General features: G+C 63.4%; 18 protein-coding genes and 1 tRNA gene. 13 read left to right on the top strand and 6 right to left on the bottom strand.

The window, feature by feature from the left end; genetic code table 11:
* Nucleotides 1-30: 30 nt before the first annotated feature.
* Nucleotides 31-1,212: an acyl-CoA dehydrogenase family protein gene (locus V8J55_RS13925; RefSeq protein ID WP_336446221.1), complete on the bottom strand. Its 1,182-nt coding sequence runs from the start codon at nucleotides 1,210-1,212 to the stop codon at nucleotides 31-33.
* Between the two features lie 120 nt (nucleotides 1,213-1,332).
* Here V8J55_RS13925 and V8J55_RS13920 point away from each other — a divergent pair, with 120 nt between their 5' ends.
* Both V8J55_RS13920 and V8J55_RS13915 read left to right on the top strand, forming a co-directional pair.
* Nucleotides 1,333-2,313, top strand: a complete 981-nt coding sequence (locus tag V8J55_RS13920) for an NAD(P)H-dependent flavin oxidoreductase (RefSeq protein WP_336446220.1) — start codon at nucleotides 1,333-1,335, stop codon at nucleotides 2,311-2,313.
* 114 nt (nucleotides 2,314-2,427) lie between these two features.
* Nucleotides 2,428-3,519 carry a flavin reductase gene (locus tag V8J55_RS13915; RefSeq protein ID WP_336446219.1) on the top strand — a complete coding sequence of 364 codons (1,092 nt, stop codon included), beginning with the start codon at nucleotides 2,428-2,430 and terminating at the stop codon, nucleotides 3,517-3,519.
* Nucleotides 3,520-3,523: 4 nt separating this feature from the next.
* Here V8J55_RS13915 and V8J55_RS13910 read toward each other — a convergent pair.
* Nucleotides 3,524-3,613 (bottom strand) — tRNA-Ser (locus V8J55_RS13910).
* A gap of 212 nt (nucleotides 3,614-3,825) precedes the next feature.
* Here V8J55_RS13910 and V8J55_RS13905 point away from each other — a divergent pair.
* From V8J55_RS13905 to mazG, 11 genes are all read left to right on the top strand, one after another.
* Nucleotides 3,826-4,821, top strand: a complete 996-nt coding sequence (locus V8J55_RS13905; protein ID WP_336446882.1) for a lytic murein transglycosylase — start codon at nucleotides 3,826-3,828, stop codon at nucleotides 4,819-4,821.
* Nucleotides 4,822-4,834: 13 nt separating this feature from the next.
* A complete protein-coding gene (locus V8J55_RS13900) occupies nucleotides 4,835-5,773 on the top strand; it encodes a septal ring lytic transglycosylase RlpA family protein (protein ID WP_336446218.1) in 939 nt (312 codons plus the stop codon).
* 11 nt (nucleotides 5,774-5,784) lie between these two features.
* Nucleotides 5,785-7,023: a D-alanyl-D-alanine carboxypeptidase family protein gene (locus V8J55_RS13895; RefSeq protein ID WP_336446217.1), complete on the top strand. Its 1,239-nt coding sequence runs from the start codon at nucleotides 5,785-5,787 to the stop codon at nucleotides 7,021-7,023.
* Nucleotides 7,020-7,637 carry a dTMP kinase gene (gene tmk / locus V8J55_RS13890; protein WP_336446216.1) on the top strand — a complete coding sequence of 206 codons (618 nt, stop codon included), beginning with the start codon at nucleotides 7,020-7,022 and terminating at the stop codon, nucleotides 7,635-7,637. Before V8J55_RS13895 ends, tmk begins: the two co-directional genes overlap by 4 nt.
* Complete coding sequence (locus tag V8J55_RS13885; RefSeq protein ID WP_336446215.1) at nucleotides 7,559-8,617, top strand: DNA polymerase III subunit delta'; 1,059 nt, start codon at nucleotides 7,559-7,561, stop codon at nucleotides 8,615-8,617. The genes tmk and V8J55_RS13885 overlap by 79 nt, the downstream gene beginning before the upstream one ends.
* Before the next feature lie 38 nt (nucleotides 8,618-8,655).
* The gene (gene metG, locus V8J55_RS13880) at nucleotides 8,656-10,233 is read left to right on the top strand and encodes a methionine--tRNA ligase (protein WP_336446214.1); all 1,578 of its coding nucleotides are present in this window, start codon (nucleotides 8,656-8,658) and stop codon (nucleotides 10,231-10,233) included.
* On the top strand, nucleotides 10,233-11,009 hold the full coding sequence (locus V8J55_RS13875) for a TatD family hydrolase (RefSeq protein WP_336446213.1): 777 nt from the start codon (nucleotides 10,233-10,235) through the stop codon (nucleotides 11,007-11,009). The genes metG and V8J55_RS13875 overlap by 1 nt, the downstream gene beginning before the upstream one ends.
* A 13-nt stretch (nucleotides 11,010-11,022) precedes the next feature.
* Nucleotides 11,023-11,787: an MBL fold metallo-hydrolase gene (locus V8J55_RS13870; RefSeq protein ID WP_336446212.1), complete on the top strand. Its 765-nt coding sequence runs from the start codon at nucleotides 11,023-11,025 to the stop codon at nucleotides 11,785-11,787.
* The gene (locus V8J55_RS13865) at nucleotides 11,784-11,960 is read left to right on the top strand and encodes a hypothetical protein (RefSeq protein WP_336446211.1); all 177 of its coding nucleotides are present in this window, start codon (nucleotides 11,784-11,786) and stop codon (nucleotides 11,958-11,960) included. Before V8J55_RS13870 ends, V8J55_RS13865 begins: the two co-directional genes overlap by 4 nt.
* A gap of 196 nt (nucleotides 11,961-12,156) precedes the next feature.
* Nucleotides 12,157-12,756 (top strand): dihydrofolate reductase family protein, encoded by a 600-nt coding sequence (locus V8J55_RS13860; RefSeq protein ID WP_336446210.1) that lies wholly within the window; start codon nucleotides 12,157-12,159, stop codon nucleotides 12,754-12,756.
* Nucleotides 12,757-12,913: 157 nt separating this feature from the next.
* The gene (mazG, locus tag V8J55_RS13855; RefSeq protein WP_336446209.1) at nucleotides 12,914-13,687 is read left to right on the top strand and encodes a nucleoside triphosphate pyrophosphohydrolase; all 774 of its coding nucleotides are present in this window, start codon (nucleotides 12,914-12,916) and stop codon (nucleotides 13,685-13,687) included.
* Here mazG and hflX read toward each other — a convergent pair.
* The 4 genes from hflX to V8J55_RS13835 form a co-directional block, all read right to left on the bottom strand.
* Nucleotides 13,665-14,954 carry a GTPase HflX gene (hflX, locus tag V8J55_RS13850; protein WP_443030825.1) on the bottom strand — a complete coding sequence of 430 codons (1,290 nt, stop codon included), beginning with the start codon at nucleotides 14,952-14,954 and terminating at the stop codon, nucleotides 13,665-13,667. The two genes, mazG and hflX, sit on opposite strands and share 23 nt — an antisense overlap.
* A gap of 59 nt (nucleotides 14,955-15,013) precedes the next feature.
* A complete protein-coding gene (hfq, locus tag V8J55_RS13845) occupies nucleotides 15,014-15,514 on the bottom strand; it encodes an RNA chaperone Hfq (RefSeq protein ID WP_056375239.1) in 501 nt (166 codons plus the stop codon).
* A gap of 118 nt (nucleotides 15,515-15,632) precedes the next feature.
* On the bottom strand, nucleotides 15,633-17,012 hold the full coding sequence (gene ntrX / locus V8J55_RS13840; protein WP_336446207.1) for a nitrogen assimilation response regulator NtrX: 1,380 nt from the start codon (nucleotides 17,010-17,012) through the stop codon (nucleotides 15,633-15,635).
* Entirely contained in the window at nucleotides 17,002-19,263 is a 2,262-nt protein-coding gene (locus V8J55_RS13835) for a sensor histidine kinase (protein WP_336446206.1), read from the bottom strand. Before V8J55_RS13835 ends, ntrX begins: the two co-directional genes overlap by 11 nt.
* Between the last annotated feature and the right edge of the window lie 26 nt (nucleotides 19,264-19,289).

The following is a 19,289-nucleotide window of genomic DNA, read 5'->3' as shown; positions in this document are numbered from 1 at the left end:
ACGCTTTTCGCCGCGCAACTGGCGGTCGTGTCAGGCGAGCCCGGCTTTCCAGTCGCGGCGGATCTTCTTGGCGAGGCTCCATTTGTGGACCTCGGTCGGGCCGTCGTAGATGCGGAACGCGCGAACCTCGCGGAACACCTGTTCGACGATGGTCTTGTCGGTCACCCCGGTGCCGCCCATCACCTGGACGCAGCGGTCGGCGATGCGCATCAGCGCCTCCGACACCGCAACCTTCGCCATCGAGCTTTCAACGGTGCCGAGCGATCCGGTGTCGAGCACGCCCGCGCTCCAGTCGATCATCAGTTCGGCCTGTTTCAGGTCGATCATATTTTCGGCGAGCATGAAGCCGACGCCCTCATGCTCGATCAGCGGCTTGCCGAACGCCTCACGGCGATTGGCGTAGTCGGTCGCGATCTCATGCGCGCGGATGCACGCGCCGAGCCAGCGCATGCAGTGCGACAGGCGGGCAGGGGACAAACGGACCTGCGCGTAGCGAAAGCCTTCGCCGGCCTCGCCCAGCATCTGGTCGGCAGGCACCCGCAAATTGTCGATGGTCAGCGTCGCATGGCCACCGGGCATCGAGCTGTCGATCGTGTTGGGAACATGGTCGATGCGGATCGCGGGGTCGGGCAGGTCGACGAGGAACATGCACGCGCCCTGCTCGGACTTCGCCATCACGATCCCGACGCGCGCGCCCTGCGCGCCGGTGATGAAGGTCTTGCGGCCGTTGATGACCCAATGATTGCCATCGGGATGGCACGTCGTCTTCATCATCGACGGGTCGGACCCGGCCCCGCCGTCCTCGGCGGGCTCGGTCATGAAGAAGGCCGAGCGGACGCGCCCCTCGACCATCGGCTTCAGGAAACGCTCCTTGAGTTCGGGGCTTCCTTCCTTGCCGAGCAGATACATATTGCCCTCGTCGGGCGCCATCGTGTTGCACGCGAGCGGGCCGAGCGGTGACAGGCCGCTCTTTATCAGCACAACTGCGGTCTCGCGCTGGTTGAGGTGGCTGCCATCATCGAAGATATGCGGCGTCAATACGCCAGCTGCGCGTGCATGTTCGCGCATTTCCATCACCAGCTCGTCGGTCGGCGCGCCATGATGGTCGCGGCGCGGATCCTGCTCGTAGGGAATGATGGCTTCGCGAACGAACGCTTCGACCTTTGCGGCAATGGCCAGCGCCCGATCCGATATGCCTTCGCCCGCCGTCATTTCGATTCCCTTCGCTATCTAACTATTTTCCTAGTCAACCCGACGTTGACGTAAGCGTCAAGTTATTTCATGGATCGGGGCGAAGGTGCCGTAAGGGCAGGACCGCACAGGAGAGATCGAATGGCTTTCAAGACACGCATCACCGAAATGCTGGGTATCGAACATCCGATCGTCCAGGGCGGGATGCAGAGCGTCGGCTATGCCGGACTGGCGAGCGCGGTATCGAACGCCGGCGGCCTTGGGATCATCACGGCGTTGACACAGCCGAGCCCCGAAGCGCTGCGCGAGGAAATCGAAAAGTGCCGGTCGATGACCGACAAGCCCTTCGGCGTAAACATGACCGTCTTCCCGACGATCAATGCCCCCGATTACAAGGCCTACGCGCAGGCGATCATCGACGGCGGGGTCAAGATCGTCGAGACCGCGGGTACACAGGCGGTGCGCGAAATCTGGGAGATGCTCAAACCCCATGGCGTCACCATCCTCCACAAATGCACTGCGGTGCGGCACGCGTTGTCGGCCGAGCGCGCGGGTTGTGACATCATCTCGATCGACGGCTTCGAATGCGCTGGGCACCCCGGCGAAGACGATATCCCCGGCCTGATCCTGATCCCCGCCGCCGCCGACAAGGTGAAGATCCCGATGCTTGCCTCGGGCGGCTTCGGCGATGGTCGCGGCCTCGTCGCGGCGCTGTCGCTGGGCGCCGAGGGCATCAACATGGGCACGCGCTTCTGCGCGACGGTCGAGGCGCCGATCCACGACAATGTGAAGCAAGCCTATGTCGACAATGACGAACGCGGCAGCTTCCTGATCTTCCGCAGCCTCAAGAATACCGCGCGCGTCGGCAAGAGCGACGTGAGCGAAGAGGTGGTGCGCCGCCTTGCGGTGCCCGACGCGACCTTCGCCGACGTCGCCGAACTGGTGAACGGCAAGGCGGGCCGCGAATTGCTGGAGAGCGGCGACCTCACCAAGGGTGTGTTCTGGGCGGGCATGGTTCAGGGGTTGATCCACGACATTCCGACGTGCCAGCAACTCATCGACCGCATTATCGCCGAGGCCGATGCCATCGTCGATCAGCGGCTCGCGTCGATGCGCGCGTAATTTGCCCGGCGTGCTGGCGCGGCGCGGTAGCTTTCGATATGATCCGATTCTTCGCAACTTGATCACATCGAAAGCCGCCGGCGCCCGCGCCAGCCGGCGCGGCAAGGGGGGTTTTTGAGTCTCATCGAATATAAGGGTTTCGGCGGCGTCCCTCTGTCGGCCGACATGCTGGGCGACGAAAACGACCCCGCCGTGCTGCTCATTCCCGACCTGGGGCAGGGCCGCACCGCATGGCGCGACGTCGCCGACGCGCTGGTGCTTTCGGGGCGCCGCGTCGTCAATCTCGACCTTCGCGAAGCGAGCGAGACGGACGGACTGGCGCCGCATATCGAGGATATGCGCGCGGTGCTCGCACAAATGGGCTCACGCCCGGTCGTCGTGACCGCTGGGCGCGGCGGATGGATCGCGACGCGCGCACTGGCGCTCGATGGCGCCCTCCTCGCCGCCGGGTTGGTGCTGGTCGACATGCCGGTCGACGAAGACGCGATCGCGAATAACGTGCCCGCGCGACTGGCCGTCCCGGCGCTTGTCGTCCGCGGCGGTTTTTCACCCGCGCAGTGCAGCGCGGTCAGCGACACGTTCAACGCCGCACTACCCATGGGCGAGAGCGTCGACATCAACGAATGCGACCTCGAACTCGCGTCCGACCGCAAGGAGGCGCTACTCGGCCAGCTGCTCGAATTCCTTGAACGACGTCAGCCGCGCGAGGCGATGGAGTTCAAGGCTGGATCGGATCCGCGCACGCTGCGCGACGCGATGGGCTGCTTCGCCACCGGTATCACGATCGTCACCGCGCTCGACAATGCTGGCACGCCGGTCGGGCTCACCGCGAACAGCTTCACCTCAGTCTCGCTCGATCCACCGCTCTTGCTCGTGTGCATTGCCAACACGGCGGGAACCGCGCCGGCCCTCCGCGAGGCCGAACATTTCGGCGTGAATGTCCTACAGATCGGCCAGCAGCCAACGTCGAACCGCTTTGCGGCAAAGGGCGAGGACCGTTTCGCCAACCAGCCGTGGGCGCCCGGCTCAACCGGCGTGCCGTTGCTCGGCAGTTCGCTCGTCTCGTTCGAGTGCCAGCATGAATCGCTGCACGAAGCGGGCGACCATTTCATTCTCGTCGGCCGGGTCGTGCGTGCGCAGTTCGAACCGCACCGCGATCCGTTGCTCTATTTTCGCGGGAAGTATCGGCGGCTGCATTTCGCCTGATGGTTGGCGGACAGGGTGGGATTCGAACCCACGGTGAGCTTGCACCCACGGCGGTTTTCAAGACCGCTGCCTTAAACCACTCGGCCACCTGTCCGCACGGCGTCGCCATAGCGCGTGATGTCCTTGCGGCAAGCGAAACCTTGCCCGTTCGGCCCGCCCCGCGAATGACTCGCTTTGTCTCGCGGCAACCTAGTCAAGCCGCTCGCATCTGTGCGAGACACGTCTTATGGTGGGGACATGATGCACGCTATAGGTTTCAGAATCGGACGCCTTTTCAAATTTGTCACGGCGTTTCTGTCGGCATGGATGCTCACGGCGTCGGCGCCGCTCCTTGCACAGAGTAACGAGTCCGGATTCGACACCTATGTCCAGTCGCTTTGGCCGAAGGCGCAGGCGCGCGGTGTGTCGCGCACGACCTTCGACCGGGTAACCGCGGGGCTGACCTATAATCCGCGCGTCGTCGCGCTCGATCGCGACAACCTCGGCAGTCCGCCGAGCCCCAACACCCCGATCCCGTCGTTCGCGCCTTACAAGGCGAAACATGTCGACGCGGCGCGCATCGGCGGCGGTCGCCGCGTCCATGACCGGCTGCTCCCGCTGCTCTCGCGGATCGAACAGCGCACGGGCGTTCCCACCAGCATAATGATCGCGATCTACGGCCACGAAACCGCTTATGGTCAAGTGACCGGAAATTTCGACCTCCCCGAAGCGCTGGCGACGCTGGCCTATGAAGGGCGCCGCCGCAGCCTGTTCGAACCCGAACTGATCGCGACGATGGTGATGGTCGAACGCGGCGTACCGCGCAGCGCGCTCAAGGGAAGCTGGGCCGGGGCCTTCGGTTATCCGCAATTCCTGCCGTCGGTCTATTTGCAGGTCGCCGAGGACGGCGATGGCGACGGCGTCGCGCGCATCTGGTCGAGCGAGGCCGATGCGATCGAATCGATCGGCTCCTACCTTCGCCGCGCCGGGTGGCGCGCCGGGCAGCCATGGGGCGTTGCGGTCACCGTTCCCGCGGGCTTCAACCGCGGCGCGGTCGCCAACCGCCTTACCCCCACGCGTTGCCCGCGCGTTTTCGATCGCCACAGCCGCTGGCGCTCGATCGCTGAATGGCGCGCCGACGGCATCGCGCCGCTTGGCGGCCGCTGGCCCGACGGCAATGTGCAGGCGACGCTTCTCGAACCCGATGGCCCCGGTCGAACGGCTTATTTGCTGACCGGTAACTATCGTGCGATATTGGACTATAATTGTTCCAACTTTTACGCACTGTCTGTGGGGTTGCTGGCGGATGAAATCGATCGTTAGGGGCGGGGGCCTGATGGCCGGAGCGATGCTGATGCTCGCCGGCTGTGGAAGTGTGGATGGCAAGCGCCAAGGTGGGCCGACGGCAAGCCCGACGCCGGCATCTTCAGTCGCGGGAGTGGCCGACGTGCCGGTCAAGGTCGGCGATCCCTATTCGGTCGGCGGCATCACCTATACGCCCGCCGATATCCCCGATTATGACGATGTCGGCTATGCCAGCTGGTATGGCGAGGAACTTGCCGGGCGCCCCACCGCGAACGGCGAGACTTTCGATCCCGCGGGCATATCGGCAGCGCACAAGACGCTGCCGCTGCCGAGCTATGTTGAGGTCACCGCACTCGATACGGGGCGGACGATCCTCGTGCGCGTCAACGACCGCGGCCCGATGGTCGGCGACCGCCTGATCGACCTGTCGCGCGGCGCTGCCGAACAATTGGGCCTGACCGACGGCGTCGCCGCGGTCCGCGTCCGCCGCACTAATCCGCCCGCAGCCGAACGTGCGCAGCTTCGGTCGGGCAAGCCCGTTCCGGAACGAATTGCAACACCCGAATCGCTGCTGGCGATCCTGCGCAGCAAGGCAAAGGCACTGCCGGTGCCCAAGGCGGTCGCTGCGGCACCGCCTGTCGCCGCTCAGCCGGCGGCGCCGATCGCATCGGGCAAGGCCAAGCCCGGTGACGACCGCTTCGTCGTCGAAGGTCCGGGGACGACAAAACCCGCACCCAAGCCCGCTGCCGCGGTCGCGGTCGCGGGGAAATATGCTATTCAGGTCGGAGCGTTCAGCAGCGAGACCCGTGCCAATGCGGCCGCCAAGTCGGTCGGCGGCCATGTCACCAAGGCCGGCAATCTGTGGCGCGTTCGCGTCGGCCCCTTCGCAAGCGACGCCGAGGCGCGAGGCGCGCTCGGCAAAGTCAAAGCCAAAGGCTTCCGCGACGCGGTGGTCCAGCGCGATCGCTAACGAGCCTGCGCGTGGGGAGGCCAGGGATTATCGTGAAGGGCGCGGCGGCGGGCCTGACCGCGCTTGCGTTGACGCTGGCTTTTCCGGCAGCATCGGCAGGCGATACCCGCCCCAAGAGCGCGTCGGCCAAAAATACTCCCGTGAGCCGCCCGCTCTATGTCACGCAAGCGCCGATCATCATGCTCAAGGATCTCGATTCGGGCGCGATTCTTTTCTCGCGCGGCGCCGACAAGCGCTTCGCCCCGGCGTCGATGGCGAAGGTGATGACCGCCTATGTCGTGCTCGACCTGATCAAAAAGGGCGAACTCGCGCGCGACAAGCAATTCACCGTCAGCGAGGCGACGTGGAAGAAATGGAACGGCAGCACCGGCGGATCGACGATGTTCCTGCGCCCGAACGAAAAAGTCTCGGTCGACGAATTGCTCAAGGGACTGATCACCGTCTCGGGCAATGATGCCGCAGCGGTTCTGGCTGTTGGCATCGACGGAAGCGAGGATGTATTCGTCAAAAGAATGAACACCATAGCGGCCAAAATTGGGATGGCATCGAGTCGCTTCGGAACGCCGAGCGGCTGGCCCGACGGCGGCATCACCAAAGTCAGCGCGGCTGATCTCATCACGCTTGCCGACCGGCTGATCCGCGACCATCCGGATGGCTATAGTCGATATTTCTCGCTGCCGAAGCTCCAACACGGCAAGTCGCCCGAGGGCAAGCCGATCATCCAGCCCAACCGCAACCCCATTCTCGGGCGTTTCGAGGGGGCCGACGGCCTGAAAACGGGCCACACCGCCGAAGCCGGCTATTGCTTCCTCGGTTCGGCGAAGCGGAACGGTCGTCGCCTGATCATGGTCGTTGCCGGCATGAGCAGCGAAAAAGCACGGCGCGACGAGGCCGAACGGCTGATGAAATGGGGCTTCGACGAATGGGAGGGAAGGGAACTCGTGCCCGCGGGCGCCAGCCTCGGCCGGATCGACGTCCGAAAGGGCGCCATTCCCTCGGTCGCCACTCGGGCGGGGATCGCCGTGCGGATGACGGTTCCCAAGGGCTATGAGGGCGGCTATCGCGCGGTGATGCGCACCCGAGCCCCCATCGCCGCGCCGCTGACGCGCGGGACGCCGGTCGCCGACCTTGTCGTCACGCCCGATGGCCTGCCGCCGCAAACGACGCCGCTGATCGCCGCCATTGACGTCGCCGAGGGCGGCGTGTGGGCGCGCGCACGAACAGGTTTTTACCGGCTGACCGGGCTGTGACCGGGCGGTTCATCACGCTCGAGGGCGGCGAAGGGGTTGGTAAGTCCACCCAGATTCGCGCGCTCGCGGACGCGATCGAGGCGCGCGGCATCGAAACCGTCGCAACGCGCGAACCCGGCGGCAGCGCGGGCGCGGAGGCGATCCGCGCGCTGCTGATGGAGGGAAGCGACGACCGTTGGGATGCGCGTAGCGAGGCCCTGCTCTTCGCCGCCGCGCGCGCCGATCATGTCGCGCGGACGATCCGTCCCGCGCTTGAACGCGGGGCGTGGGTGCTCTGCGACCGTTTCGTCGATTCGAGCCGCGCTTATCAGGGCGGCGGCGGCGGCATCACCGACGCCGACCTGCTGACGCTGCACGGATTCGGTTCGATGGGCTTGCTGCCCGACCGCACTTTCCTGCTCACCGTCAGCGCCGGCGAAGCCGCACGGCGGTTGACCGAACGCGGCGGAAGCGACCGCATGGGCAACAAGCCCGCCGACTATCAGGCGCGGCTCGCGGCGCGTTTTGTCGAGATGGCGAAAGCCGAACCCGCGCGATGGCGAATCGTCGATGCAGACGCGGCAGCATCGGATGTCACCGCTGCGATCCTCACCGAACTCGCCGAATGGCTGTGATGATCGGCCATCAGAACGTCGAAAAGGCCTTTCTCGAAGCCTGGCAGGGCGGCCGCCTTCACCACGCCTGGCTCCTCGCCGGACCGCAGGGTATGGGGAAGGGCCTATTTGCTGAACGCGTCGCGCGCTTTCTCGTGACCCATGGCCGCGGCGGTGACGGTCAGGCGATGAGTCTCGACGATCCGGGCGACGGTGCGGCAGCACGCCTTGTTGACGCTGGAAACCATCCCGAGATCCTCCGCCTCGCGCGCCAGCCGAAAGACAAGGCCAAGGAACTCGCCCGCAACATCACGATCGAACAGGTCCGGCAGATGATCCGCCGCCTGCACCTGTCGCTGTCGCTCGGCGAGTGGCGCGTGATCATCGTCGACGCGGTGGACGATCTGGAGACCGATGGCGCCAACGCGCTGCTCAAGACGCTCGAAGAACCGCCGGCAAAAACGCTCTTCCTGCTCGTCAGCCATTCGCCGGGACGCTTGCTTCCGACGATCCGGTCACGTTGTAGAACACTGCGTTTTCAACCGGTTGAACGTGACGCCATGACGCCGTGGCTGCACGAGTTGCGCCCGATGCTGGAGGTGGCCGAGGTGCGCGCGATCGTCGCCGCGTCAGGCGGTGTACCGGGTAAAGCGCTTGCATTGATCGACAGCGATGTCGCGTTGATGGAGAAGAAATTGCTCGCCATTGCCACGTCGGGAGATCCCGAGAACCGGCTGCGCGAGGCGCTCGCGCGCGAAGTCGGCGGGACCAGCAATCGCGCCCGACTCGAACTGGTCATCGACATTGTTCCAGGGTTGCTCGCGCGCCTGGCGCGCGAACGGCCGGTGGCTGAAATCGCACCGATCCTCGCACAGTGGGACCGCGTCCAGCGCACCGTCCGCGACGCGATCCGCGGATCGTACGACGGCGCGATGGTCGGTTTCGAAATCGGCAACTGCCTCGCCGAATTGGCGCCGAGGACGGGCCAGATGGCACGCTGACGCTTTCCCTCGCGCGCGCCAGCGGCTAAGGCGCGCGCATGTCCGAAAACACCGAACCTTTCTACATCACCACCGCGATCAGCTACCCCAATGGCCGTCCGCATATCGGCCACGCTTACGAAGCGATCGCGACCGACGTCATGGCGCGTTTCCAGCGCGCGCGCGGCCGCGATGTCCGGCTGATCACCGGGACCGACGAACATGGTCTTAAAATGTTCCAGACTGCGCGCGATCAGGGCCGCGCGACGATCGACCTTGCCGATGAAATGTCGGGATATTTCCGTGAGATGTATGCTAGGCTGAATATCAGCTATGACAATTTCATGCGCACGTCGGACGCCGCGCATCACGCGGCCTCGCAGACGATCTGGAAGGCGATGGAAGCCAATGGCGATCTCTACCTCGACCGTTATGAAGGCTGGTATTCGGTTCGCGATGAAGCCTTTTACGACGAAAGCGAACTGACCGACGGGGAAGGGGGCGTCCGCCTCTCGCCGCAGGGAACGCCGGTGGAATGGACCGTCGAGGAAAGCTGGTTCTTCAAGCTGTCGGAATATCAGGACAAGCTGCTCGCGCTGTACAACGACCAGCCCGATTTCATTCGGCCCGAAACCCGCCGCAACGAGGTGCTGCGCTTCGTCGAAGGCGGACTCAAGGATCTCAGCGTGTCGCGCACTAGCTTCGACTGGGGCGTGCCGGTGCCGGGCTCGCCGGGTCATGTGATGTATGTGTGGGTCGACGCCCTCACCACCTATCTCTCGGGCCTCGGCTATCCCAACCTGAACAGCGATTTCGGCAAATATTGGCCAGCGAATATCCACATGATCGGCAAGGATATCGTGCGTTTTCATGCGGTTTACTGGCCGGCCTTCCTGATGAGCGCAAAGCTGCCCTTGCCACGCCAAGTGTTCGGCCACGGCTTCCTGCTCAACCGTGGCGAGAAGATGTCGAAATCGCTCGGCAATGTCGTCGATCCGATGGCGCTTGCCGATCAGTTCGGCGTCGACGCGCTACGCTATTATCTCCTCCGCGAAGTCAGCTTTGGCCAGGACGGCACCTATTCGGCCGATGCGATCGTGCGCACCGCGAACGCCGACCTCGCGAACAGCTTCGGCAATCTCGCTCAGCGCAGCTTGTCGATGATTTTCAAGAATTTGGACGGCAAACTTTCGGCGAACTATGTATCCACGCAAGGGGATATCGACCTGCTCGCGGACCTCGCCGACATGGCGGCCGTCCGCCTGCCGCGCGAGTTCGAACAACTCGCCTTCTCGATCGGCATTGAGGATTGGATCCGCGCGGTCTTCGCCTGCAACCAATATGTCGACACGCAAGCGCCTTGGGCACTGCGCAAGACCGACCCTGAGCGCATGGGTGCGGTGTTGATGACCCTGTTCCAGGCGGTGCGCACCCTCGCAATCGCGATCCGCCCGGTCGTGCCCGCGGCCGCCGATAAGCTCCTCGACCAGATGGGTATCGCCACCGACGCGCGCGACTTTACTGCGCTGGATGACAAGGATTGGCTGACAAAACTATCTGCCAGCGGCTTCACGGTCGGCCAGCCTGTCCCGATCTTCCCCCGCCTCGAGCTGCCTGAAGGGGAAGGGGAGGCGTAATGCTCGTCGATTCGCACTGCCACCTCAACTACAAGGGCCTCGCCGAGCAGCAAGGCGAGGTGCTGGAGCGCGCGCGCGCGCGGGGCGTCACCGCGATGCTCAACATCGCAACGCGCGAAAGCGAATGGGACGATGTGCTCGCTGCTGCCGAAGCGAACAAGGATGTGTGGGCGAGCGTCGGTATCCACCCGCACGACGCCGACCACCATCCTGATGTCGATACCGCGAAGCTGCTCGAACGCGCCGCGCATCCGCGCGTGATCGGGATCGGCGAAACCGGGCTCGATTATTACTACGACAAGAGCGACCGCGAGCGGCAGCAGGATAGCTTTCGCCGCCATATCCACGCATCGCAGCAAACCGGCCTGCCGATCATCGTCCACACGCGCGATGCCGAAGCCGATACGCTGGCGCTGCTCGGCGAAGAGATGGGCAGGGCGGTGTTCCCCGGCGTGATCCACTGTTTCACCGCGAGCGACGATTTTGCCCATAAGGCGCTCGACCTCGGGCTCTTCATCTCGATTTCGGGGATAGTGACCTTCAAGAATGCCGCCGATCTCCAGGCCACAGCCAAATGGTTGCCGCAGGACCGGCTGCTGATCGAGACCGATTCCCCCTTCCTCGCCCCCGTCCCGCATCGTGGCAAAACCGGCGAGCCCGCCTTCGTCGCCGATACGCTTACGTTCCTCGCACATTTGCGCAACGAGGATGAAGATGTGCTCGCCGAGGCGACGAGTGTTAACTTTTACCGCCTTTTCAATAAGGCGCTGCCATGATGTTACAAACATTATGAGGTTGAGAATCCTCGGCTGCGGAACGTCTTCGGGGGTTCCGCGGATCGGCAACGACTGGGGGCAGTGCGATCCCGACAACCCCCGCAACCTGCGCAGCCGGGCGTCGATCATGGTGTCGCTCGGGGGCTTTCGTATCCTCGTCGACACCAGCCCCGATATGCGGTTGCAGCTGCTCGATGCCGGCGTGGGCGAAATCGATGCCGTCATCTGGACCCACGAGCATGCCGACCATACGCATGGCCTCGACGATCTGCGCCAGGTCATGCACCTGCGCCGGTCCGCCGTTCCCGTCTATGCGCGCGACCATGTGCTCGATATCCTCAAATGGCGATTCACCTATGCCTTTGCGGGCAATGCCGGCTATCCAGCGTCGGTCGACCCGATTGATCTCCACGATCATCAGTCGATTGGCCCCATTGAAGTGTCAGCAATCGAAATGCCGCACGGGCCGATCAAGGCCAGTGGTCTGATCTTCAGCGACGGTGCGCACAAGATCGCCTACGCAACTGATTTTTCGAAGTTTACTGACGAAATGGTCGACTTCTTCCAAGGCGTCGACCTGTTCGTCATCGACGCGCTGCGCCGCTATCCGCACCCGACGCATCCGCATCTGGCGATGACGCTCGATGGCCTTGGCAAGGTGGGCAATCCGCGCGCAATCATCACACATATGGACAATACGATGGATTATGACGACCTTGCGGCCGAATTGCCGCCGGGTGTCGAACCCGGATATGACGGGCTGGAGGTGCAACTATGAGTGGCGACACGACGGTTCAAATCCTGTGGTTCGCCGGCGCGTTCACATTGGTCCTGAGTTCATTGCTGGCGCGGCGCTTGCCAATGGCGGACTGGCTCAAAATGGCGCTGGCGTGGGTGGCGATCTTTGGGCTCATATTCCTCGTCATCCGCACGTGGCAGATGATGACATAGCGGGGGCCTTGCCTCTCGTGGGCCTCAAGGAATTTAACATAATATATATTATCGAATAAACTTTCTAGTTCGATAAGGGCTCCCCCGCACGCCATCCGACAAAAAATAATTGTGGAACGATGTCGATTTCCGACAGCTCCATTCGTCGTCTCAATATCAAGTCGGTCTGGTCGGCTCGAATATAAGGAGACAGTCGGTGCGCAAGCTCATCGTTTCAATCCACAGCACGCTCAACGGCGTGGTCACCGGGCCCGCGGATGACGAAACCAACTTCATGCTCTGGGCAGGCGCTGGCATCGAGGACAGTGCTTCGTCATTTCACGAGAATTTCGACACCGTCGACACGATCTTGATGGGGCATGGCACTTATGACGATTTGTCGAGGAAATGGCCCTATGTCCGGGACTGGCCGGGCGTCGACGATGTCAGCCTGCACCTCGGCGACATCGTCAACAAAACGCCCAAGCTGATCGTTACCGGACGCGAAATTCCCGATATCAAATGGGGCGATTTCGATCCGCCGAAGCAGCTTGTTGGCCATGATATCGAGCGACAGATCGGAGCTCTCAAAGCCGAGGACGGAGGCGATATCATAACATTCGGCAGCCCTGCCCTCGTTCGGTCGCTCACCAACGCCAGGCTGGTCGACGAATATCGCATTCTGCTTCATCCCGTCGTCGTCGGCGAGGGTCGGCATCTGTTCACCGACATTGACGGGCGCACCGACCTACGCCTCAAACATGTCCGGACGTTCGAGCGGGGCACGATTCTCCTCCATTACGAACGGGCGCGATGACGGCGGAAAAGCGGAAGGGCATTGCCCGAGTTCGTGACCTCTCGATACCTCATACTTGAGCTGAGGCCGCGTTGCGCTATGTCGAGGCTAGACGCTGCCCCAGCGACTTCATTTCCAGTCGCGTAAACAATGTCCCTTTTCAAAACGAGTTTAAGATATGACCGAGGCTGTGGCGCTATCTCCCATCGATCGCCTGCTCGCTATCATGGCGCAGTTGCGCAATCCTGACGGCGGTTGCGAATGGGATTTGGCGCAAAGCTTTTCGACGATCGCGCCCTATACAATCGAGGAAGCCTATGAGGTTTCCGATGCAATTGCCGGCGGCGACCCCCATGCGATCTGCGACGAGCTTGGCGACCTGCTGCTCCAGGTCGTGTTCCACAGCCAGATCGCGACCGATGATGGCCTGTTCGGTTTCGACGATGTCGCCAACGCGATCAGCGACAAAATGGAACGCCGCCATCCGCATATATTCGGCGGCGGCAAGACCGACGATGTCCGCCAGCAATGGGAGCAGATCAAGGCGGCCGAGCGCACCGCCGATGGTCCCGCAAGCGCGCTTGCCGGCGTCGCGCTGTCATTGCCCGCATTGCTCCGCGCGCAAAAGCTGCAAGGCCGTGCAGCACGCGTTGGTTTCGATTGGCCCGACATCGATGGCCCGCGTGACAAGATTGCCGAGGAGCTCGCCGAGGTCGCGGCCGCAACCACCGATGCCGAACGCCACGAAGAGGTCGGCGACTTGCTGCTCGCGGTGGTCAATTATGCACGCCACCTTGGCGTCGACGCCGAAGGCGCCTTGCGCGATGCCAACGCCAAATTCGCGCGGCGCTTTGCCGCCATGGAAGATCGCGCGGGTGGCAGCCTGTCGGGCCTGTCGCTCGACGCGCAGGAAAGCCACTGGCTGGCGGTTAAGGCGTCGGAGCGTCCGTAGCCGGCCAGAGCCGTTCGAACCGCGCGCTGTCGGCGGGATCGAGCCGCACCGTCAGCACATGACCTTCCGCCTCGGGCTCGTCCGCGAGTACTTCGCCCCGCGCGTGAAGCCACGCCGCCGCTTCGCCCTGGCCGTAGCTCAGATAGATGCGCCGCACCTTATGCAGCGCGGTCAATTGTGACGCCATAAGGGTTCGCGCGGCTTCGACGCCCTCGCCCGTCACGGCCGATATCACGGCCACGTCGGGGCGCCGCGCTGCCATCTCTTCAATGTCCGCCCGGCGATCGCCATCGGCGGTGTCGATCTTGTTCCAGATTTCAATCTGCTGGATCACCGGCGGCGCATCGCCCTCCTCCCCATCCTGCGGCCCGTTGACACCGAGCGAGTTCAGAATGGCGCGCACGTCGTCATATTGCGCTTCGCTGTCAGGATGAACGATATCGCGGACATGAACGATCAGGTCTGCGGTGGTGACTTCCTCCAGCGTCGCGCGGAACGCCGCGACCAATTCGGTCGGCAGGTCGGACACAAAACCCACCGTGTCCGACAGGATCGCCTTGTCGATGCCGGGCAGCCGGATTTCGCGCATCGTCGGGTCGAGCGTGGCGAAAAGCATATCTTCCGCCATGACGTCACTTCCGGTCAACCGATTGAAGAACGTCGATTTTCCGGCGTTGGTATAGCCGACAAGAGCCACCACCGGCCACGGTGCGCGCTGCCGCTTCGATCGCTGTAGCTGCCGCGTTCGGCGCGCATCTTCGAGGCTGCGCCGGATACGCGCCATGCGGTTGCGGATCATCCGCCGGTCGGCCTCGATCTGCGTTTCGCCCGGCCCGCCGAGGAAGCCAAAGCCGCCGCGCTGACGCTCAAGGTGGGTCCAGCTGCGCACCAGCCGCCCCGCCTGATAATCGAGATGCGCGAGTTCGACCTGCAGCCGCCCCTCGGAGGTCGCGGCGCGCTCGCCGAAGATTTCGAGGATCAGGCCGGTGCGGTCGATCACCTTCGTCCCGAACGCGGTTTCGAGATTGCGCTGCTGGATCGGGCTGAGCGCAGCATCGACGACGACCAGCTGGACATCCTTTGCCGCGATATCGGGCGTAATCGCATCGATCTGCCCGACGCCGAGCAAAGTCGCGGCGCGCGTCTGGCGCAGGCGGAGCGTATGCACCGCGACGACGTCGAGCCCGATCGCAAGCGCAAGCCCCCGCGCCTCCTCGGCGCGCGCGTCGAGATCGCGGGCAAGCCGCTGGCTATGCCATTCGGGCACGACGATAAGCGCGGCGGCGCCGCGCGTTACCTCGTCTTCATTGTCGATTATCGGGTCGATCAGGCGTTGTCCGCTTCTGCGTCCGGCTCGCTGTCGGTTAGGTTGATCGGGCCGTTCGGCTGAACGGTCGAAATCGCATGCTTGTAGACGAGCTGAACCTGACGCTCGCGCTCGAGCAGCATGCAGAACAGGTCGAATGCGACGATATCGCCCTGCAACATCACGCCATTGACGAGGAACATCGTCACCGACTCGTCCGACTTGCGCACCGCGTTGAGGAAGACATCTTGCAGCGCCTTGCCTTTGCTCGCCGGCGCATCGCGCAGATTGTCGCCGAGCAGCGACAGGTCGAAATCGTGCGAAGGCATCACCGTCGAAATCGCGTGCTTGTAGACAAGCTGCGACTGACCATCACGGCGGAGCAGCAGCGAGAAGTTGTCGAACCAGGTGATGATGCCCTGCAGCTTGACGCCCTTAACCAGGAACATGGTCACCGGGGTTTTGCTTTTGCGGAGGGCGTTGAGGAAAATATCCTGGAGATTCTGGTTTTTATCGGACACATTTGCCTCCTGTTTTTGGCGGTAAAACCGCGGGTACGGTGCCGGTTTTCCGGCTTTCAAGACCTACTTTGCCAATGCAATATGCGGCAAAGGACGCGCAAGGTCTAGCGCAAAGCCGCTATCCCTCGCCGTCCGAACTCTCGGTAAGCCCCAAAAGTTTCAGTTTGCGGTGCAGCGCCGAGCGCTCCATGCCGATAAAGGTCGCGGTGCGCGAAATATTGCCCGAAAAACGGTTGATCTGGATGCGCAGATATTCGCGCTCGAAATTCTCGCGCGCTTCCTTCAGCGGGATCGCGGTGATCGATTCCGAATTAGGCAATATGTCGGTCCCGCCGCGCACCAGCTCCGACGGCAGCATATCGGCGTCGATCCGCGCCAGCCGGTCGCTGGGCGCCAAAATCATCACGCGCTCGATCACATTGCGCAGTTCGCGGACGTTACCTGGCCACTCGTGCGCCTGGAGCGCGGCCATCGCCTCGGAACTGATTTCGGGCGGCGCGACGCGGCGGTCGGCGGCATAACGACGGATATAATGGTCGCAGAGGCTGGCGATATCGTCGCGCCGCTCGCGCAGCGGCGGGATGTGGACGGGCACGACGTTCAGCCGGTAATAGAGGTCCTCGCGAAAGCGGCTTTCGGCGATTTCGGTCATCAGATCGCGCGCCGACCCCGAAATAATCCGCACATCGACGCGGATCATCGTGCGGCCACCCACCCGCGCGAAGCTCTGATCGGTGAGGACGCGCAGGATCTTGCCCTGCGTCGTCAGCGGCATGTCGGCGACCTCATCGAGGAACAGGGTCCCGCCATGCGCCTGTTCGAGCAGGCCGACGCGGATCGAACCATCCTCGGCTTCGGACCCGAATAATTCGGTTTCGACCGTCTCGGGATCCATCCGCGCCGATGAAATGACGCGGAACGGCGCGTTATGCCTGCCACTCCATCCGTGCAGCACACGCGCGGCCACCTCCTTGCCGACGCCGGGCGCACCCGTGATCAACACCCGGCTTCCCGTCCCCGCGACGCGCTTCAGCGTCGCGCGGACATTGTTGATCGCGGCGCTGGTGCCGGTCAGTTCGTCCGACGGGCCTGCCTTCTCGCGCAATTGCTCATATTCGAACTTCAGCCGCTCGCTCTCGGTCGCGCGCGCGACGAGGTGAAGAAGTCGCGACGCTTCGAACGGCTTTTCGATGAAATCGAACGCGCCCCGGCGGATCGCCGCGACCGCGGTATCGAGCCCGCCATGACCCGAAATGACGATGATCGGCAGCGTCGGATCGAACGCCTTGATCGCCTCGACCAGCCCCAGCCCATCGAGCCGCGACCCTTGCAGCCAGACGTCGATCAGCGCGAGCGACGGCCGCCGCTGGCGGATCGCTTCCAGCGCAGAGTCGCTGTCCGACGCGGTGCGCGCCTCATAACCTTCGTCTTCCATGACGCCGGCGACAAGGTCGCAAATGTCGCGTTCGTCGTCGACGATCAGAATATCAAGCGCCATGATCTTCTCTGTCCTGCCGGTTCCGGATGCGTCCGGGAACCGATTCACTATGCCCCATGCTTGCTTCCCCGCCCTTGCCGGCCAACGACTTCAGCCGGTCGGGGTGGAGCGTCAGGGTGACGCACGTCCCCTGCCCCGCCGGATTGTCCGAAAATTCAAGTTCGCCATAATGTTGCTCGACGATCTTCTTGACGATTGCGAGCCCGAGGCCCGTCCCGCCCTGGCGCGTCGTCATATAAGGCTCGGCAATAGCGTCGCGCGCCTCGGGCAGCCCGATGCCGTCGTCGGAGACGCGAATGATGATCTCGCCATCCGCGCCCGAAAAAAGTTCGGCCGCAATATGTCCGGTGACAATCGAGTCTGAATTTTTGTATTTTTCTTCAATCGCTTCGACAGCATTTTTCACAATATTCGTCATGGCCTGCGACAACAGGCGACGATCGCAGACAAGCGGCTCGATCTCGGCGGGCGTTTTGACCGCGAACGCGATGTCGGGCTTTGCGACTTCGAACAGGAACACCGTCTGGCGCAGGATATCGCGGACATCCTCGACCCCGAAGGTTGGTTTCGGCATCCGGGCAAAGCTCGAAAATTCGTCGACCATGCGCCGCATGTCGTGCACCTGCCGGATCACCGTGTCAGTGAGCTTGCGGAAGGTGGCACTATCGCCCTCCACCTTATCGCCAAACCGCCGTTGGAGCCGTTCGGCTGCGAGCTGGATCGGGGTGAGCGGGTTCTTGATCTCGTGCGCGATGCGCCGCGCCACGTCGGACCAGGCGGCGCGGCGCTGATCGAGCAATTGCTGCGTGATGTCCTCGAAACTCAGGACAAAACCATCGCCCTGCGCCACGGCTTTCGCCGCAAGCGTCGCGGGCTCGGCATCCTTTCGCGAGAGTTGAACAATCGCCTCGCGCTCGTCGCTGATCAGCAGACGCGCCAGTTCGGGCGCGACATCGTCGAGGGGCTGCCCCGTCAGGCATTCGGCCGACTGGCAAATCAAGCGCTCGGCGGCGGCATTTGCGAGCAGGATGCGGTGATCGGCATCGACCGAGACCACCGCCGACGACACGCCGCTCAGCACCGCCTCGATAAAGCTGCGCCGGGCTTCGAGCTGCTCGTTCACGCTGACGAGCGCGCCGGTCTGGCCCTGCAACTGCTCGGTCATCCTATTGAAAGCGCGCGTCAACACCGCGATTTCATCATCGCGTGCCGGCGGGGTAACCCGGACCGACAGATCGCCGCCGGCAGCGGTTCGCGTCGCCCCGATCAATGTGCCGAGGGGACGAACGATACGATCCGCAACCACGATCGCCGCGATGACGGCAAGCGCGAGAAGCAGCAATGAACCAAGATAGAGCGCGCCATTGAATTGCAGCTGGAGTTGCTGCGAGCGTTCGAACAGGTTGTTATAGTCGGCCAGAACCGCGCTCGCGCGGGCCGACTGCTGGAAGCCCGGAACGTTGGTGTCGCGTGAGGCATAGACGTAGGCGCGATCAGTGCCGGGCAGCCGCGCCGCGGCTTCGATTCGCGTGGGCTGACGAACAACGACGACATCCTCGCCCGCGTCGAGGCGGCCAACCATCGCCGAACCGAGACGGGTTTCGGCCGCCCGGTCGTCAGGGTTGATCGCCGTCGCCGTGCGCGCGACGCCATCCCTGCCGATTTCGATGATCGCCGATTCATTGAGGCTGCGCACCACAACCTGTTGCAGATAATAGTTGCTGAAGGCCGGGCTATCGATCGGAACGAGGCTCAATTGCTTGCCGAGATCGGTCGCCATGGCATAGGTGTTCGCGCCGACCTGGCGCTGGTTTTCCTGATAATATCCCTCTGCAAGATTGGCGGCATTTTCGAACATGCCGCGCGAGCGATCCGAAAACCAGAAATCGACGCCGTACTGGAACAGCAACGAGGCGAAGATCACGACGAGCAACGTCGGCGCCGCGGCGATCAACGAAAAGAGTGCGACGAGCCGGACATGAAGGCGGCCGTTGCCGCCCGCCATCGATCGCACGGCGCGCGCACGCGCAACGCGGCTGCCGATGAGCACGATCAGCGCCATCGCCGGCACGAGATTGACGACCATGATCGCCGCGACCAGCGCGGGGGTCAGCAACCGCTCGCTCTGCGCATCGCCGGTGACGAAGATGTAGGTCGCGATGGCCACGCTGATGATGATGGCGAGCGTATAATATTCCGGTGCGGCAAAGCGCCAGAAGCCCGAGCGCACTTCCTGGCCGTCCGAATCCATGTCGAGAGCCAGAGTGGGGGATTGCG

The sequence above is a fragment of the Sphingopyxis sp. CCNWLW2 genome (genome assembly GCF_037095755.1).
In the GTDB taxonomy this organism is placed as follows: domain Bacteria; phylum Pseudomonadota; class Alphaproteobacteria; order Sphingomonadales; family Sphingomonadaceae; genus Sphingopyxis.
Note: the sequence above shows the minus strand (reverse complement) of the source record. Positions and strands in the feature narration are given on the sequence as shown.

Coding starts and splice junctions, on each gene's coding strand:
- V8J55_RS13900 (WP_336446218.1), top strand. CDS start 4,835: ATGGCCGGAGCGATGCTGATGCTCGCCGGCTGTGGAAGTGTGGATGGC.
- V8J55_RS13875 (WP_336446213.1), top strand. CDS start 10,233: ATGCTCGTCGATTCGCACTGCCACCTCAACTACAAGGGCCTCGCCGAG.
- V8J55_RS13925 (WP_336446221.1), bottom strand. CDS start 1,212: ATGACGGCGGGCGAAGGCATATCGGATCGGGCGCTGGCCATTGCCGCA.
- V8J55_RS13835 (WP_336446206.1), bottom strand. CDS start 19,263: ATGGATTCGGACGGCCAGGAAGTGCGCTCGGGCTTCTGGCGCTTTGCC.
- V8J55_RS13905 (WP_336446882.1), top strand. CDS start 3,826: ATGCTCACGGCGTCGGCGCCGCTCCTTGCACAGAGTAACGAGTCCGGA.
- V8J55_RS13885 (WP_336446215.1), top strand. CDS start 7,559: ATGGCGAATCGTCGATGCAGACGCGGCAGCATCGGATGTCACCGCTGC.
- mazG (WP_336446209.1), top strand. CDS start 12,914: ATGACCGAGGCTGTGGCGCTATCTCCCATCGATCGCCTGCTCGCTATC.
- V8J55_RS13920 (WP_336446220.1), top strand. CDS start 1,333: ATGGCTTTCAAGACACGCATCACCGAAATGCTGGGTATCGAACATCCG.
- ntrX (WP_336446207.1), bottom strand. CDS start 17,012: ATGGCGCTTGATATTCTGATCGTCGACGACGAACGCGACATTTGCGAC.
- metG (WP_336446214.1), top strand. CDS start 8,656: ATGTCCGAAAACACCGAACCTTTCTACATCACCACCGCGATCAGCTAC.
- V8J55_RS13865 (WP_336446211.1), top strand. CDS start 11,784: ATGAGTGGCGACACGACGGTTCAAATCCTGTGGTTCGCCGGCGCGTTC.
- V8J55_RS13870 (WP_336446212.1), top strand. CDS start 11,023: ATGAGGTTGAGAATCCTCGGCTGCGGAACGTCTTCGGGGGTTCCGCGG.